Below are 15,511 nucleotides of genomic sequence, written 5' to 3' on the forward strand. Positions count from 1 at the left end.
TCAGCCCGCCGGCTTGCCGCTCCAGCCTTTGCGGTGAGCGTAAATGGCAAGCTGCGTCCGATCCTCGACTTCGCATTTCATCAGCAGGTTGCTCACATGCGTCTTGACCGTCTTGATGCTGATATGCAGCTCGTCGGCAATATCCTTGTTCGATTTGCCGTCCGCGATCAGCAGCATGACTTCCATTTCTCTGCCCGTCAGTCCCGCTCCGTCATCTTGCCCGGATTGGGTGGAGCGCTGCCGCAGCCCTCTTGTCAGCGCTTGGGACACTTCGGAATTCATAACCTGCAAGCCCCGGTACGAGCTGCGGATCACATGGGCCAGCTCATCGGACGAAACGGTCTTCAGCACGTAGGTGATAGCCCCGGCTTCAATCGCCTGCAGCACCTTCTCATCCTCCAGGAAGCTCGTCAGCAAAATCACCTTCACCTGCGGATACAGCCGGGACACCTCGCGGGTCGTTTCCACCCCGTCCATAAGCGGCATCATGAGGTCCATCAAGATCATATCGGGAAGGCCGTCTTGTCCGGCTCCCTTCAATCGCTCCAAAGCGTCCTTGCCGTTCGCCGCCTCCCCCGTGACAAGAAAGTCGCTTTCCATTGACAAGTACGTTTTCAATCCGAGCCTCACCATATCGTGATCGTCCACAATCATAAGCTTAATAACGTTCTCCATATACGCATGCTCCTATTCCTGATCCGAACCTTGACCTTGGTCGGTTTTCTTCGCCGGATCCTTTGTCGGTACAAATTTCGGAATACTGACTTTAATTCGCGTTCCCGCGCCGGCTTTGCTTCTTACCTCCATATTTCCGCCAAGCTTCTGCGCCCGTTCGCTCATGGTCGACAGTCCGTAAGAGTTGACGCGGACGCTGTCGCTCTCGAAGCCTTGCCCGTCGTCATGGACTTGCAGGACGTACTGATTGCCGTTGTCGTGAAGCGACAACACGACGTGACGCGCCGAAGCGTGCTTGACCACGTTCGCCATTCCTTCTTGAATAATAAGAAACAGCTGATGCTCAATACCGTCCGACAACGATCCGCCGAGTCGAATATCCATACTGCCCTGCAGTCCGTTTTGCCGGCAGTAATCCGGAAACCATTTGTCCAGCGCATCCGATAGCCGTCTGCCCTCGAGTTCGATCGGCCGCAGCTGGGCGATCATGGAACGGAGCTGTTTCTGCGTCAAGTTGGACATCGACACGAGCTGCTGGAGAATCGGGCCGACCTTCTCCGTCTGCCCCCGTTCGACCATTTTGGACAACGACGAAGCCGACATATGGATCGCGAACATTTGCTGGCTCACCGTATCGTGCAAATCTCGGGCGAGCCTTTTCCGCTCCTCGATTACGGCATCTTCATTCGATTTGGCTTGCAGCATGACGTTCTCCTCGCCGACCTGCTGCAGCAGCATGACTCTTTTCTCGATCGAGGAAGCCATCTCGTTGAAATCCCCATATATACGGTCGAATGGATCCACCCCCAAAGGATGGACCCTCTCGCCCAAATTACCGTTGGCCAGCTGCAGAATGGCCAGATGCAGCCTGTCGATTTTGCGTTGGAGCTGGGCCGCGATCAAGTAGGCGATTACGAGCCCGGACACGACGAGCAGCAGCACGTACTCGATCCATAAATTGTTGACGCTGAGCGAATCTCGCCAGTATAACCATCCCAATGCGAAGCCGCCCAGCACGATGGCGATAGCGCCGAGAAAATAACTGAGCAGCTGCCACTTGATATTGATCGATCTCGTTAAACGATTCATCCGACCCGCTTCACCCTCACATCCCCGATGAACGTGCTCACGTTGACGCGAATCCGTTTATCCGCTTCGGCATAGGCCGGGGATTCGGCTTTCATATTGCGGAACAATCCGCCTTCCCATCTGTCGAACACGCTCATGTCGCCCAGAAAAGCCGATGCCCTGACGCTGATTTCGAGCTGCAAATCATTCGGGACGAATATTTTCACGTCTCCGACGAAGGACGATATATTGATCGTCGTTTCCCCGTAAGGAATATTGGCACGCGTCAAATCGATCTCCGTATCTCCGACGAAATGGGAGATGTTGAGCGGCTTCAGCTCCCAATATTCGCGGCCGATCCGCACGTCGCCGATAAAGCTGTTCCGGTTGTCGGCTCTGCCGTCGTAGGAGCAGCCGTCCCATCCATGGCTGTGCCCGCCGTGCTTCCACTGCTTCCATTCGTGCTTCCATTCGCGCTTGCGCTGCCTAAGCTCGTCTTTCCATTCCCGGTTGCGCTGCTTCCATTCTTGCTTGGCCTCGCTCCAGCTTCCCCCGCTATGGTTCATTGCCTGCGGCGGAGGCGGAGTTTGGGGGCCGGCAGTATACATCCCTTGAGAGCTATCGCCTGAAACCGGATCGGACGGGTTCGCATCGCCGCCGGAGTACGGTTTCCACTCTTTGGGTGTATATGGCTCAGGTTCAGGATCGATTCTTGGCGTCCTCGGCCGGAACAACATCTGCAAGCCGACTAGGATCAGGATAGCGGGTATCGCATATTTGAACAAATCCCCGACGCTGAAATTCGGAATCCAGCCGAAATTTTTATTCAGAAACACCAGACCGAGACCGATCATAACCGAGCCCCATATGAACGAGCCGATGTAGCCGTGTCCGAAGTGGCGTACGGCCAAAATCCCCTTAAGCCCGATAATGATCAGCACTACCGGCCAGAAGTTCGAGAAAATGTAACCCAGATCGACCGTAATCATGCCGGTCTGATTGAGCAAAAATACGATGCCGATCGCAATGAGCACCAATCCGCCGACCGACTTGCCCCAAAAGCCGTTTCTCATAGTGAATTCCTCCAGGCGTATGGTTCGCCACCCGTTCTGCTTACTAACATTGTATTGGATTTCCGGTAGGAAACAAAGAGTCGGCGGATTGATTCGTACTCCGTCTCCGGACCGAGTCTTGGATGGACTATCGGAAGCGAGGCTTCCGAGCTTCCGCAAAACGGAAAAACGCAAAAAGCCCCACGGAAAAGTGGGACCGGCGCATACTGATATCTCGAAAGGCGGGAGCCCGCGGGCCCCCGTCTTCTCATCTTTATTAGCGGTTGGTGTTCTGGTTGACGTTGTTTTGCGCTTTTTTGTTGGCGCCGGCTGTAGTCACTTCTTCGGCAAACTCGGCGTTGTTCTTCCGGTTTTTATTTTTGTTCTTCGCCATGTAAAGTCACCTCCACAAAACGTATTATTTGATGGAGGTGACTACTTTATGTAATCCCGTGCTTACCAACCGGTATGTATTCTTGTTACGTTACCGTCCTTATTCGGACTTCAAATACGGATCGTTCAGCATCGCCCTCAGCTGCTCCTTGCCCCGGTGAATACGAGCTTTGACGGTCCCGACGGGCAGATCCATCCGTTCCGCGATTTCTTTGTCCTTCCAATCGTAATAATATTTATAAGTCAATATTTGTCTTGTTTTGTCGTCCAGCTTCTTGATTTCTTCGAAAATGATATTGCGCATCACACGCTCCTCGACCCCTTCGGCCGCAACGAGCGGCATGCCGTTCTCCTCGGCGTCGCCGAGCGAGACGGCAACTTTGCGCTTGATCATATTGTATGCCGTATTGGTGGCGATCACTTTGGCCCATTGGATCAGCTTATCCCGGTCGCGCAGCGTATCCAGCTTGCGCAATATTTTCACCCACGATTCCTGTACGGCGTCCATCGCTTCCGTCTTGTTGCGAATGATAGAGTAAGCCACTATAAACATTTGCTTGTACACGTCCATTAGCAATGCATCTTGCTCTTCCGCGCTATTTAATTCCGTATGCAGCAATCCCGTTCTCATCAGGCTCATCTCCCAGAAACAGGAATTAACCATTGCCAATGAATGCGTTTCCTATATGGAACATATTAGCATAGAGTTGTAGAAAAAAAAAGAAACCAATGCACTGTTCTCGACAAAACAGGACATCGGTTTTTGCGGCTATAGATCCAACGAACCGATTTTTTGCGACGATACCGCAGTCATCACGTCATCCCACAAATCGAGCGTTTGTTCCGTGACGCGGCCGTTGCCATGCTTGACGACGAATACTTGGACGGTCCGTTTTCCCCATTCTTTATAGATTTGGGCCTTCGTTGTATAGTACAGGTCGATCTTCTTCCCTTTGATCGCCGAACCGGTATCGGCCACAATTCCGTAGCCGTACCCCGGGATGTAAAGAATCGTCCCGAGCGGAAACACCTTCGGATCGGCCGCTATGGTTGACAGCACTCCCTGCCGCACCTTTACCCCCGAGAACGTAATGCCGTACTCGGGATGGCCGGGTCTTTTGCCTGTAGATTCGACTCCCGCGTAATATCCCGTAGCGACTACTTCCATCGAGCCCTTAAATTGCGACACATCTCCATGCAGCATCGGGAACCGTTTATTTTTTTCGATAAGCTCCTGGCGGGATTTGAGTTTGGACAGTCTTTCCGCTACGGACTCGCCGGCGGATGCGGCGGCCGGAACGTCCGGTTTGACCGCTTGTGCGGGAAGCTGCGATGGTTCGTCGGAATTCAGCGGATTGCCGGCAACGGCGGATGCGGGAGCCGCGCCCCCCGATGTTACGGAATACGCTTTTCCGGCGGCCGAGTTGCTTTCCATAGGTCCCGGTACGGCCAGCAGTGCCGAACAGAGCAGGGCGGTCCGAAACCGTCTGGATTGACAAAACGTCGACAATAACATTATATGGTTACCTCCAATTAGGAAGAGGTTTCCCCGAAATGCGGCGATCTATACGGGAGCCGGAACTTAAAAACGGAATGGTGTTGAATCGGCGGGCACTCCCTATGCAAAAGGAAGAACCAGCCTTGTTACTTGCATTGCTCGACATCCGGCACAACGAGAGCGGTGTTCGGAAATCGAATCATCCCATTTTGCTTGACGCTTGTCGATTGAAAGGCCTCCGCAGGCCGCCAAAAACCCCCGTGAACGATCTGTTCATGGGGGTTTGATATGGCGTTTGCTGCCGCAGCCTCATTTGCGATTCCGGATATCATCGTTGATTCTCTCCGCGACCTGCTCCGCTTCCATTACGCCGATGTCGCCTTCTCCTCTGAGGCGGACGGAGACCATGCCGTCGCGTGCTTCATCCTCGCCGACGATGAGCATGTAGGGCGTTTTGGACAGCTGTGCTTCGCGGATTTTGTAACCGAGCTTCTCGCTTCGCAAGTCCGCGTCCGCCCGGATGCCGGCCGTGCGAAGCAGCTGCACCGTCCGTTTGGCATAGTCGTCGAATTTCTCGGACACGGGAATGACCGTCGCCTGAACCGGAGAGAGCCATACCGGAAACGCTCCTGCGTAATGCTCCGTCAAAATGCCGATAAAGCGGTCTATCGACCCGTACACGGCGCGATGAATGACGACGGGGCGAAGCTTCCGGTTCGACTCGTCCACGTAGGATAGGTCGAATTTGTCCGGCATTTGAAAATCCACTTGGATTGTGGCGCACTGCCAGCTTCTTCCGATCGCGTCACGGATATGGAAATCGATCTTCGGCCCATAGAAAGCTCCGTCGCCTTCGTTTAGACGGTATTGAACGCCGCGCCGCTCCAGTACGTTCCGCAAAGCCCCCTCCGCCTGCTCCCACAATTCGTCGGACCCCATCGATTGTTCGGGTCTTGTGGAAAGCTCCATCGCATACTCGAACCCGAACACACTGTACATGCGGTCGATCAGATCGATAACTTGGCCGATCTCATCCTCGATCTGGTCCGGACGGGCGAAGATGTGGGCGTCATCTTGGCAAAACGTGCGGACACGCATCATCCCGCCCAAGCTCCCCGACAGCTCGTGACGGTGCACCTGTCCGAATTCCGACAGCCGGATCGGCAGCTCGCGGTACGAATGCATCGTATTTTTGTACAGGATCATATGACCGGGGCAGTTCATTGGCTTCAAAGCAAAAGCCGTCTCGTCGACTTGGCTGAAATACATATTGTCGCGATAATGATCCCAATGCCCGGACTGCTCCCACATTCTCCGGTTCATCATGAACGGAGTGCGGACTTCTTCGTAGCCGTGCTCGGCTTGCAGGCGGCGCGAGAACTGTTCGAGCTCATTGCGGATAACCGTCCCCTTTGGCAAATAAAACGGCATGCCCGGCGCTTCCTCGGAAAACATGAACAGCTCCAGCTCCTTGCCTAGCTTGCGGTGATCCCGCTTCTTCGCTTCCTCCAGCCTGACGAGATGCTCCTCCAGTTCCGCCTTCCGCGGATAAGCCGTACCATATACGCGCTGCAGCATCTTATTGTCGGAATTCCCGCGCCAGTATGCGCCCGCAACGCTTAGCAGCTTGAACGCCTTAATGCGCCCCGTCGAAGGGAGATGCGGTCCCCGGCACAAATCGGTAAACTCGCCCTGCTCGTATAGCGAGATGACGGTATCCTGAGGCAGATCGCGAAGCAGCTCCAGCTTGAGCGGATCGTCCAGCTCGGAGAATAGCTGCACCGCTTCTTCGCGGCCCACTTCCCGGCGCCGGATCGGCAAATTCTCCTGCACGATCTTCTCCATTTCCCGCTCGATGTTCTGAAGCTCTTCCGAAGACAACGGGTGCTCGAGATCGACATCGTAGTAAAATCCGTCCTCAATGACCGGGCCGATTCCGAGCTTCACCGATTGATGGCCGTAAATCCGTTTCAGCGCCTGCGCCATCAGGTGAGCCGTACTGTGGCGATACACTTCGAGTCCTTCCGCCGATTCGAGCGTCACAATCTCCACCTTCGCGTCCCGCTCCAGCCGGTAGCTCAAGTCGACGGCTTTGCCGTCCACTTTTCCCGCCACCGCGTTTTTTTTCAACCCCTGGCTGATCGCGCCCGCTATTTCCTCGATGCTCGTTCCTGGTTGAAACTCCTTGACCGCCCCGTCGGGCAATTGGATTTGAATAGACATACCGACTTCCTCCTTTATATGGTTTTAAATGCATCTCGCCTCCGTTAGGAACTTTAGCGGATGACGTTTCTTCTTTCTAACGACCGGGACTTGCCGGTCCGAAAGCCCAGGTCGTAAGCTAGGGCGGTAATTCCGTTAAAGTTCCTTAGCGGAAAAAAACGCTTGATTTCTCGTTCCTCGACCCGAATAGCGGAATATATTGCATCTATTTTCTCTTTTTTCAGCGGATTGCTCGCCATTTCCGGTCATTTTTCAGGAAATAAGATCTTTTTTTCCTCTATTTGTTCGGCGCAACGAGTTTCCGCCCGAATAACGTCATTTTTTTCCTTTATTTATTGGAGGCAAAAAAAACACGCCCGATCCCGTGAGGGACGAGCGTGCTGCCGTGGTTCCACCCTTGTTCGTTTCGCCGGACGTCCCCGAAAGGACGCAAAGCAAAACCTTATGGCATCCGGTAACGGGGATGGGACGGCATAAGCTACCCGGGACCGCATCGAACATAATGCAGGTCCTTTCGCAAATGCGGCTGCAAAGTGGTAAACGTCCGGTTCGGACTTGAGGGGCTCTCACCTGTCCCCCTCTCTCTGGAAAGCGTCACCGGCGTTCTTGTCTTCGGTCGATGCCTATATAGTATGGGAGTGAATCAAACTTTCTTCGTGCGAATCTCTTCGGTAATCATCGATACGACCGCGTCGGTTGCGTGAGCGCCGATGTCGCCTTCGCCGCGCTTACGGACGGACAGCGTGCCGGCGTTTACTTCATTCTCGCCGACAACGAGCATGTAAGGCGTTTTCTCGAGCTGCGCTTCGCGGATTTTGTAACCGAGCTTCTCGTTGCGGAGATCGGCTTCGGCGCGGACGCCTGCGGCCAGCAGCTTCTCGGTCGCTCGCTTCGCATAATCGTCGAATTTGTCCGATACGGGAATGACGACGGCTTGCACCGGCGACAGCCAGGTCGGGAGCGCGCCGGCGAAGTTTTCGAGCAGGAATGCGGTCATCCGTTCCATCGTGCTTATGATGCCGCGGTGAATGACGACCGGGCGGTGCTTGTTACCGTCTTCGCCGACATACTCGAGCCCGAACCGCTCCGGCAGCAGGAAGTCCAGCTGTGCGGTAGAGAGCGTCTCTTCCTTCTTGAGCGCTGTCTTGATCTGCACGTCGAGCTTCGGTCCGTAGAACGCCGCTTCGCCTTCGGCTTCGTAATACGGCAGCTTCAGCTCCTCGACGACCTCCTTCAGCATCCGTTGGGACATTTCCCACATCTGATCGTCCGGATAATATTTCTCGGTGTCGTTAGGGTCGCGGTACGACAGACGGAAACGGTACTCCTTGATGCCGAAGTCTTCGTATACGCGCTGGATCAGTCCGATAACGCGCGCGAATTCTTCCTTGATCTGATCCGGCCGCGCGAAAATATGGGCGTCGTTCAACGTCATGGAACGTACGCGGTGCAGACCGGTCAGCGCTCCGGACATTTCGTAGCGGTGCATCGTGCCGAGCTCGGCGACGCGGATCGGCAGGTCGCGGTAGCTTCTCATATCGCTCTTGTAAATCATCATATGGTGAGGACAGTTCATCGGACGGAGCACGAGCTCCTCGTTGTCCAGCTCCATCTTCGGGAACATGTCTTCCTGATAATGCTCCCAGTGTCCGGATATTTTATACAGCTCCACGCTGCCGAGAACCGGCGTATAGACGTGATGGTAGCCGAGCGATTCTTCCAGATCGACGATGTAGCGTTCCAGCAGGCGGCGAAGCTTCGCGCCTTTCGGCAGCCACAGCGGAAGTCCTTGCCCGACTTCCTTGGAGAAGGTGAACATTTTCAGATCTTTGCCGATCCGGCGATGGTCGCGTTTCTTCGCTTCCTCCAGCAGAACGAGATGTTCGTCCAGTTGTGCCTTTTTCGGGAAAGCCGTGCCGTAAATGCGCTGCAGCATTTTGTTTTTGGAATTGCCGCGCCAGTATGCGCCCGCGACACTGAGCAGCTTGAACGCCTTGATGCGGCCCGTCGAAGGCAGATGCGGCCCCCGGCACAAGTCGAAAAATTCGCCTTGATCGTAAATCGTAATGACGGAATCTTCAGGAAGATCGCGGATCAGTTCCAGCTTGAGCGGGTCTTCCAGCTCGGTGAAAATGCGCACCGCTTCTTCGCGGCTTACTTCGCGGCGGACGATCGGCAAATTTTCCTGCGTAATTTTGTCCATTTCCTTCTCGATCTTCTCGAGATCTTCCGACGACAGCGGCTGCTCCAGGTCGATATCGTAGTAGAAGCCGTCTTCGATGACCGGACCGATACCTAGCTTGATCGCTTTGGTGCCGTAAATCCGCTTCAGCGCTTGAGCCATCAAATGCGCCGTGCTGTGGCGGTATACTTCGAGACCGTCGGCGGAATCGAGCGTGACGATCTCCACCTTGGCGTTGCCTTCGAGCTTATGGTTCAGGTCGACGACTTTGCCGTTTACCTTGCCGGCGATCGCATTTTTTTTCAGGCCGGAGCTGATCGAGCCGGCTACGTCTTCGATGGTCACTCCGGTTTCGTATTCGCGGACCGCTCCGTCGGGTAAAGTTACTTTGACAGACATGCTTGTCTCCTCCTAGTGTTTGGTTTGCTCTTGCAATTGATCTTGCTCTTGAAAGCCTGGAAAGCGGAGCTTTCCGGCGATTTGCTTTGCTTTGCTTTTGGCATTTGGCTTTTGCCCTTTAAAGCTTGGAAAGCGGAGCTTTCCGGCGATGCTTTTTGCCTTTGCCTTGCCTTTGCCCTTGCACTTGCTCTGCTCGAAAGAAAGCTTCATGACACCGTCATGACGCGGCTCCCTAAACGCAGCACCCATCGATCCTCAGAAGCAGCAGTCAGACCATAAAGGGGCATCAACTTCCCATACACCCGCCGCATGAAAGCGGGTCTTCAGGAAGAGAGGCGTTCTCCGGAAGGGAAGCCTCTCTTCCTGAAGACATAGAGCGCTCCCCGCACCCTGGTTCCGCCGAAGACGGCCCCGTAACTCCGACGCACCCTTGCGGGGTCTTGGGGTAGCCGCCCCGAGTCCTCCCCCTTGGCGAAGGGGGAAAGAGGGGGATCGACCTCAAAGAGCGCTCCCTGCACCCCACTTCCGCCGAAGACGGCCCCGTAACTCCGACGCACCCTTGCGGGGTCTCGGGGCGCCGCCCCGAGTCCTCCCCCTTGGCGAAGGGGGAAAGAGGGGGATCGATCTTCCTGAAAGAGGGGGATCGATAAACGCAAAAAACACGCTCCATCCCAAAAGGGACGAGCGTGTCTATTCTCGTGGTTCCACCCTGATTCGTTCCGCGGCCGTGAATAAGCGCGAAACCTTTCGGCATCCGGTAACGGGGATGAGACGGTGGCGTCTACTGCCGGCCTTGTCGGAAACGCGGCGCGGGTTCAAGCCAAAGCTGCAAAGGGGTAAATCCGCTGTTCGAACAGAAGGAGATTGCAGCGCGGGTCTCCTCTCTCTGGACAGTCTCTCAGGGATTCATGTCTTTGGTCGTCGCTTGTTGTCGGTTTATGTGTAAACATAATACAGCAGCGACGGGAACGTGTCAAGGGTACAGCTGATCTTTATTTTTGCCGGTCAAGACGCTGCCGCACACTTTGCAATACGTGCATACCATCGCCCGGTTTTCGAAAATTTGCATAATCGTCTTGATGACCTGCTCTTCCGGATCGCGCGTATGGATTACGATTTTTTGCGGGGACACGGAAATGAGCGTACTGACGATCATGTCCTCGAAATTGATTTCCTTATCCAGCAGCTCGAGCGTAAAGCCTTCGAACTGCTCCGTATCGATCGGATTCATCTGCTCGTTGTACAGCGTAAATTCATTGCCGCCGCGATGCATCAGATGAGCGACCGGAATTTTCGTTTCCTGGATATACACGAAATATTTGAGCAGGGAGATGAACTCTTGATACTGCTGGTCCATAATATATTCGTCAATGGCGTATTCCGCCACTTCCCGAAGTTCGTCCATATAATCCGCCAAGCGGAATCGGATAAACCCCACTACGTTCATGACGTTGTTTTGCTCCAAATAAGAGAAAAGCGCATCGGCGATCTTATGCTGTCTTCTTTGCCGGGATTTGGGCAGATCGGCGCTGGGCTCGGGCTGGTCCAACACTTGCCGGCAATATTGCTCGATCGAGGAAATGTCCACCTCGTCCACATACCGGTAATGCCCCGTAATGATCTCGCGCAGCAGCCGCTGTTCCATTTCATCCAGCATAAAGACGGCTAACGTCTCGGCCGTCATCCGAAAAACGGCAGAACCGGACGCTTGCAATTGAAACTCGGGCAATACGGCGACGCAGCGTATGGTCGAATGGGTTTTGAACGAATCGCATTCGAATCGGACCTGATGTCCGGCTGTATGTAAATCCCGTGCGGACAACGATAAACGAACGTACAGCTTATCGGCGAACGCAGTCCAGTTTTTTGACAGCGTCAAGGCGAACAGTTCCATCGGACTCACTCCTTTCTTCGCGAACGATGAGATGATTTGCTTTTTTAAAGTATATGGTCGGAGCGGGCCAGATATACAAACAACAATTTGGCACAACCCGTCCGGTTGCCCGGAATAGTTGGACACCAAACGGCCGGGATGGTGTATAATGGGTGTCGGGAATAAGTACTGCATAGCAGTCGGAACTTTCGGGGAGGATGATCGGCATGGCACAAGCGGAATTGCTGCTGGACGCGAAAGCGGCGTTAGGGGAAGGTCCAAGCTGGGACGAACGAAACGGCCTGCTGTATTGGGTCGATATCGACGGGAAAGCTCTTCATACATACGAACCAAGCACGAAGAAAACAGCCGTCATCCCGGTAGGGCAAAAGATCGGCGCAGTCGTACCGCGGCGGTCGGGCGGTGTCGCCCTAGTACTGGAAGACGGGTTTTATGCGTACGATTTTGCCGGCGGAGAGCTTGTCTTTCTTGGCAATCCGTCCGGGCGGAAACCGAACACCCGGTTCAACGACGGCAAGTGCGATGCGGCCGGAAGGTTCTGGGCCGGTACGATGAGCTTGAACGGGACGGCCAATCAAGGCGCGCTGTATTGCCTGGAGCCGGACTTGACGATCCGGACCATTTTCGAGAACGTCACCTGCTCCAACGGTTTGGCTTGGAGCCCGGACAACCGGACAATGTACTATATCGATTCGCCGACGAAGAAAGTAATGGCGTACGAGTATGACCTGCAGACGGGAGAAATGAGCAATCCGAGCGTTGCTATAGAGGTCACCGAGGAAGGAGCCGTTCCCGACGGCATGACGTGCGACGCGGAAGGCATGATTTGGGTAGCGTTGTGGGGAGGATACGGCATCCGCAGATGGAATCCGCATACGGGCGAGCTGCTGCTGAAAGTGGATGTTCCTGCGGAGCAATCCAGCTCTTGCGTCTTCGCCGGGCCCGAGCTGGACGAGCTCTATATTACTTCCGCGAGAGTCGGCATCAGCGAGGAGGAGCAGCCGCTCGCCGGAGGACTGTTTTTGTACAAAAGCGGCGTCAAAGGGCAGCCGACATACGCTTTCGGCGGATAACTTAATTGCCAACTCTCCAAATGCGGAGCTCGCATCATGTCAAAAAACGCCCCGAACAAAGGCCTGTCGGCCCAAGTTTGAGGCGTTTTTCATTTTGTGATATAAATGCGGGGAACCCGCTTGCCGATCAGGCAGACGACTTCGTAGTTGATCGTGTTCATGTGCGAGGCGATTTCGTCGATGGAAATGAAGCCGCGCTCCCCGTCTTCCGGCGTCCCGCCGAACAACGTGACCTCGTCGCCGACTGCCGCACCGGGAACCGTCGTTACGTCGATCATCGCCTGATCCATGCATATTCTTCCCGCTACGGGCGCCCGCCTGCCGCGAACAAGCACCGAGCCTTTGCCTGACAAGGCACGCGACCAACCGTCCGCATATCCGACCGGAACGGTCGCGATGAACGAATCGCGCGGCGGCGAGTACGTGCAGCCGTAGCCGACCGACTGCCCTTCGGGCACCGGTTTCAGCATCGATATGCGCGTCTTGAAGTGCATCGCCTGCCGCAGAAAAGGCATCGACGCTTTCATAGCCGGCGAAGGCGAAAGCCCGTACATGCCGATCCCGACCCGCACCATGTCTAGGTGCATATCCGGGAAATGAATCGCGGCCGCGCTGTTGCAGCAATGATGGAGCGGAATCCGGACGCCGCGTTCCCGCAAATAGGCGATGCATTCGGCGAAACGGCCGTACTGCGTGCGGGTATAGGCCGAATCCGGCGCATCCGCCTCGGCGAAATGGGTGAAGAGCCCTTCTACCGCGACATAAGGCGACGACATCGCGCGTTCGGCCATTTTCCTTATTAGCTCCATGTCGGTCAACCCGATGCGCGTCATCCCGGTATCCATCTTCACATGAATAAGCGCCATCTTCCGCTGCCGCTCCGCGCAGCGCATTACCTCATCCAGCACGGCATCGGAATAGACGGTTATCGTGATGCCGTGCCTGACAGCCGTTTCCACGGAACGCGGCGGCGTGTAACCGAGCGCGAGAATCGGCGACCCGATCCCCGCCGCTCTAAGCTCAAGCGCTTCGTCGAGCAGCGCGACCCCGAGATAGTCGGCCCCCGCCTCGATAGCCGTACGCGCCACTTCCACCGAGCCGTGCCCGTAGCCGTCGGCTTTGACGACGGCCATGAAGCGGCAGCGCCCGTTCAGCCTCGATTTGAATTCGCGCACATTATGCGCGATCGCATCGAGCCTGATTTCCGCCCACGTGTCGCGGTAACCGATCGACGGCCATGACCCGCTACGCACTGACGGTTTCCATCCAGGCGGCGACAGGCACGTAGTCGATGCCGAGATCTTTCGCCACCGACTCGCAAGTAATATGCCCGCCGGCCACATTGACTCCGAGACCGAGCGCGACATTGTCCGCAATCGCCCGGACGATGCCCTTGCCGGCGATTTGCAGCGCGTATGGCAAAGTCACGTTCGTCAGCGCGACGGTCGACGTCCGCGGGACGATGCCCGGCATGTTTGCTACCGCATAATGGATAATTCCATGCTTCTCATAAGTCGGCGCGTCGTGGGTCGTTACCCGGTCGACCGTCTCGAATATTCCGCCCTGATCGACGGCGACGTCGATAATGACGGAACCCGGAGCCATCGCCTTCACCATCTGCTCCGTCACGAGCTTGGGCGCTTTCGCTCCCGGTATGAGCACCGTGCCGATGACAAGATCGGCTTCCGCTACCGCCTCGGCGATATGGTACGGATTCGACATGAGCGTGTTGATCGCATTGCCGAAAATATCGTCCAGCTCGCGCAGTCTCGCCGCGCTTACATCGAGCACGGTCACGTCCGCGCCGAGCCCGACGGCGATTTTCGCCGCATTCGTGCCGACGACGCCGCCCCCGATAATCGTCACCTTGCTGCGCCTCACGCCCGGAACGCCGGACATCAGCACGCCTTTGCCGCCCCGCAGCTTCTCCAGGCATTGCGCGCCGATCTGCACCGCCATCCGTCCGGCCACCTCGCTCATCGGCGTAAGCAGCGGTAGCGTGCCGCCGGTTCGCACCGTTTCGTAGGCGATCGCCGTAACGCCGCTTTCCGCAAGCCTTTGCGCCAGCTCCGGAACGGCAGACAGATGCAAATAAGTAAATAAGATCAAGCCCGGGCGAAAATAGCGGTATTCTTCCGGGATCGGTTCCTTGACTTTCATGATCATATCCGCCATCTCCCAAACCTCGCTCGCGCTGCTTGTGATAACGGCGCCCGACGCGGCATATTGCTCGTCCGCGAACCCGCTTCCCGCACCGGCTCCGCTTTCCACGACTACCCGATTTCCCGCTTTGGTCAGAGCGCTTGCCCCGGACGGGGAGAGAGCCACGCGGTTTTCGTTATTTTTCAGTTCTTTCGGAATTCCAATCAGCATCACAGATTCCTCCCGTCAAAGTCCATCGTTGACCATCCGTAACGCCCAACCGTATTCCGAATCCGGTTTCCCGCGAATTATTCCGCGCTTCTCGGCTGCGTCATTGCCCAGATCGAGATTGAGGTTTCCGTGCCCTCGTTCATGAAACGATGCGGAACGGTGGATTGGAACGAGATGCTGTCCCCAGCCTCCAGCACGTACCTTTTGTCGCCGTACAGCACCGTAAGCTGCCCTTGCTGCACGAACCCGCATTCTTCGCCGCCGTGGGAAACCTGCTGCTCGCGCTCGTGCGCTTCCCCGGGCTGAATCTCGATCAGCAAAAAATCGAGTTCCCCTTTACTGTGCGGAGTAAGCGAATGGTACACCACATTCGAATTCGGAAAATGAATCTGCTTCCGTTGGTCTTTACGGACGACAACATGCTCATCGTCTTGCCCGTTATCGTCTTCGAAAAAAACATGCAAAGGAACATCGAGCACCTTGCACAGCTTCCAAAACAACACCAATGTAGGAATGACTTGCCCCCGCTCGATCTGGCTGATCTGGCCCGTGCTCACATTCGCCTGCTCCGCGAGCTGCTGCATCGTCAAGCCGCGCTGCTTGCGAATCGTCCGCAGCTTTTGTCCGTTAAACGCCTCCGACATTTGTAAAATCCACTCCCATCTGGCAGCATTCTCCACC

General features: G+C 55.6%; 13 protein-coding genes. 1 reads left to right on the forward strand and 12 read right to left on the reverse strand.

The window, feature by feature from the left end:
• The 9 genes from FE783_RS29390 to FE783_RS29430 form a co-directional block, all read right to left on the reverse strand.
• Positions 1-675 (reverse strand): response regulator, encoded by a 675-nt coding sequence (locus tag FE783_RS29390; protein ID WP_138882962.1) that lies wholly within the window; start codon positions 673-675, stop codon positions 1-3.
• 12 nt (positions 676-687) lie between these two features.
• On the reverse strand, positions 688-1,764 hold the full coding sequence (locus FE783_RS29395; RefSeq protein ID WP_138882963.1) for a HAMP domain-containing sensor histidine kinase: 1,077 nt from the start codon (positions 1,762-1,764) through the stop codon (positions 688-690).
• The gene (gene liaF, locus FE783_RS29400; RefSeq protein WP_138882964.1) at positions 1,761-2,816 is read right to left on the reverse strand and encodes a cell wall-active antibiotics response protein LiaF; all 1,056 of its coding nucleotides are present in this window, start codon (positions 2,814-2,816) and stop codon (positions 1,761-1,763) included. Before liaF ends, FE783_RS29395 begins: the two co-directional genes overlap by 4 nt.
• A gap of 472 nt (positions 2,817-3,288) precedes the next feature.
• Positions 3,289-3,819 (reverse strand): RNA polymerase sigma factor, encoded by a 531-nt coding sequence (locus tag FE783_RS29405; RefSeq protein ID WP_158302098.1) that lies wholly within the window; start codon positions 3,817-3,819, stop codon positions 3,289-3,291.
• A 138-nt stretch (positions 3,820-3,957) separates the two neighbouring features.
• Complete coding sequence (locus FE783_RS29410) at positions 3,958-4,704, reverse strand: 3D domain-containing protein (RefSeq protein ID WP_338015919.1); 747 nt, start codon at positions 4,702-4,704, stop codon at positions 3,958-3,960.
• A 291-nt stretch (positions 4,705-4,995) separates the two neighbouring features.
• Positions 4,996-6,909 carry a threonine--tRNA ligase gene (thrS, locus tag FE783_RS29415; RefSeq protein WP_138882966.1) on the reverse strand — a complete coding sequence of 638 codons (1,914 nt, stop codon included), beginning with the start codon at positions 6,907-6,909 and terminating at the stop codon, positions 4,996-4,998.
• A 643-nt stretch (positions 6,910-7,552) separates the two neighbouring features.
• Positions 7,553-9,490 carry a threonine--tRNA ligase gene (thrS, locus tag FE783_RS29420; protein WP_138882967.1) on the reverse strand — a complete coding sequence of 646 codons (1,938 nt, stop codon included), beginning with the start codon at positions 9,488-9,490 and terminating at the stop codon, positions 7,553-7,555.
• Between the two features lie 12 nt (positions 9,491-9,502).
• A complete protein-coding gene (locus FE783_RS29425) occupies positions 9,503-9,739 on the reverse strand; it encodes a hypothetical protein (RefSeq protein ID WP_138882968.1) in 237 nt (78 codons plus the stop codon).
• Positions 9,740-10,463: 724 nt separating this feature from the next.
• Complete coding sequence (locus FE783_RS29430) at positions 10,464-11,384, reverse strand: putative sporulation protein YtxC (protein WP_158302099.1); 921 nt, start codon at positions 11,382-11,384, stop codon at positions 10,464-10,466.
• Between the two features lie 206 nt (positions 11,385-11,590).
• Here FE783_RS29430 and FE783_RS29435 point away from each other — a divergent pair, with 206 nt between their 5' ends.
• Positions 11,591-12,457: an SMP-30/gluconolactonase/LRE family protein gene (locus FE783_RS29435; protein WP_238403301.1), complete on the forward strand. Its 867-nt coding sequence runs from the start codon at positions 11,591-11,593 to the stop codon at positions 12,455-12,457.
• 89 nt (positions 12,458-12,546) lie between these two features.
• On the opposite strand, the gene alr is transcribed toward FE783_RS29435, so the two are convergent.
• The 3 genes from alr to FE783_RS29450 all read right to left on the reverse strand — a co-directional run bounded on the left by alr (position 12,547) and on the right by FE783_RS29450 (position 15,474).
• On the reverse strand, positions 12,547-13,710 hold the full coding sequence (alr, locus tag FE783_RS29440; RefSeq protein WP_238403302.1) for an alanine racemase: 1,164 nt from the start codon (positions 13,708-13,710) through the stop codon (positions 12,547-12,549).
• Entirely contained in the window at positions 13,703-14,830 is a 1,128-nt protein-coding gene (gene ald / locus FE783_RS29445) for an alanine dehydrogenase (RefSeq protein WP_138882972.1), read from the reverse strand. Before ald ends, alr begins: the two co-directional genes overlap by 8 nt.
• A 77-nt stretch (positions 14,831-14,907) precedes the next feature.
• Complete coding sequence (locus FE783_RS29450) at positions 14,908-15,474, reverse strand: cupin domain-containing protein (protein ID WP_138882973.1); 567 nt, start codon at positions 15,472-15,474, stop codon at positions 14,908-14,910.
• Positions 15,475-15,511 lie beyond the last annotated feature (37 nt).

Origin of the sequence: Paenibacillus mesophilus (assembly GCF_005938385.1) — a bacterium.
Taxonomy (GTDB): domain Bacteria; phylum Bacillota; class Bacilli; order Paenibacillales; family NBRC-103111; genus Paenibacillus_AB; species Paenibacillus_AB mesophilus.

Coding starts and splice junctions, on each gene's coding strand:
- FE783_RS29390 (WP_138882962.1), bottom strand. CDS start 675: ATGGAGAACGTTATTAAGCTTATGATTGTGGACGATCACGATATGGTG.
- FE783_RS29395 (WP_138882963.1), bottom strand. CDS start 1,764: ATGAATCGTTTAACGAGATCGATCAATATCAAGTGGCAGCTGCTCAGT.
- liaF (WP_138882964.1), bottom strand. CDS start 2,816: ATGAGAAACGGCTTTTGGGGCAAGTCGGTCGGCGGATTGGTGCTCATT.
- FE783_RS29405 (WP_158302098.1), bottom strand. CDS start 3,819: ATGAGAACGGGATTGCTGCATACGGAATTAAATAGCGCGGAAGAGCAA.
- FE783_RS29410 (WP_338015919.1), bottom strand. CDS start 4,704: ATGTTATTGTCGACGTTTTGTCAATCCAGACGGTTTCGGACCGCCCTG.
- thrS (WP_138882966.1), bottom strand. CDS start 6,909: ATGTCTATTCAAATCCAATTGCCCGACGGGGCGGTCAAGGAGTTTCAA.
- thrS (WP_138882967.1), bottom strand. CDS start 9,490: ATGTCTGTCAAAGTAACTTTACCCGACGGAGCGGTCCGCGAATACGAA.
- FE783_RS29425 (WP_138882968.1), bottom strand. CDS start 9,739: ATGGGTGCTGCGTTTAGGGAGCCGCGTCATGACGGTGTCATGAAGCTT.
- FE783_RS29430 (WP_158302099.1), bottom strand. CDS start 11,384: ATGGAACTGTTCGCCTTGACGCTGTCAAAAAACTGGACTGCGTTCGCC.
- FE783_RS29435 (WP_238403301.1), top strand. CDS start 11,591: ATGGCACAAGCGGAATTGCTGCTGGACGCGAAAGCGGCGTTAGGGGAA.
- ald (WP_138882972.1), bottom strand. CDS start 14,830: ATGCTGATTGGAATTCCGAAAGAACTGAAAAATAACGAAAACCGCGTG.
- FE783_RS29450 (WP_138882973.1), bottom strand. CDS start 15,474: ATGTCGGAGGCGTTTAACGGACAAAAGCTGCGGACGATTCGCAAGCAG.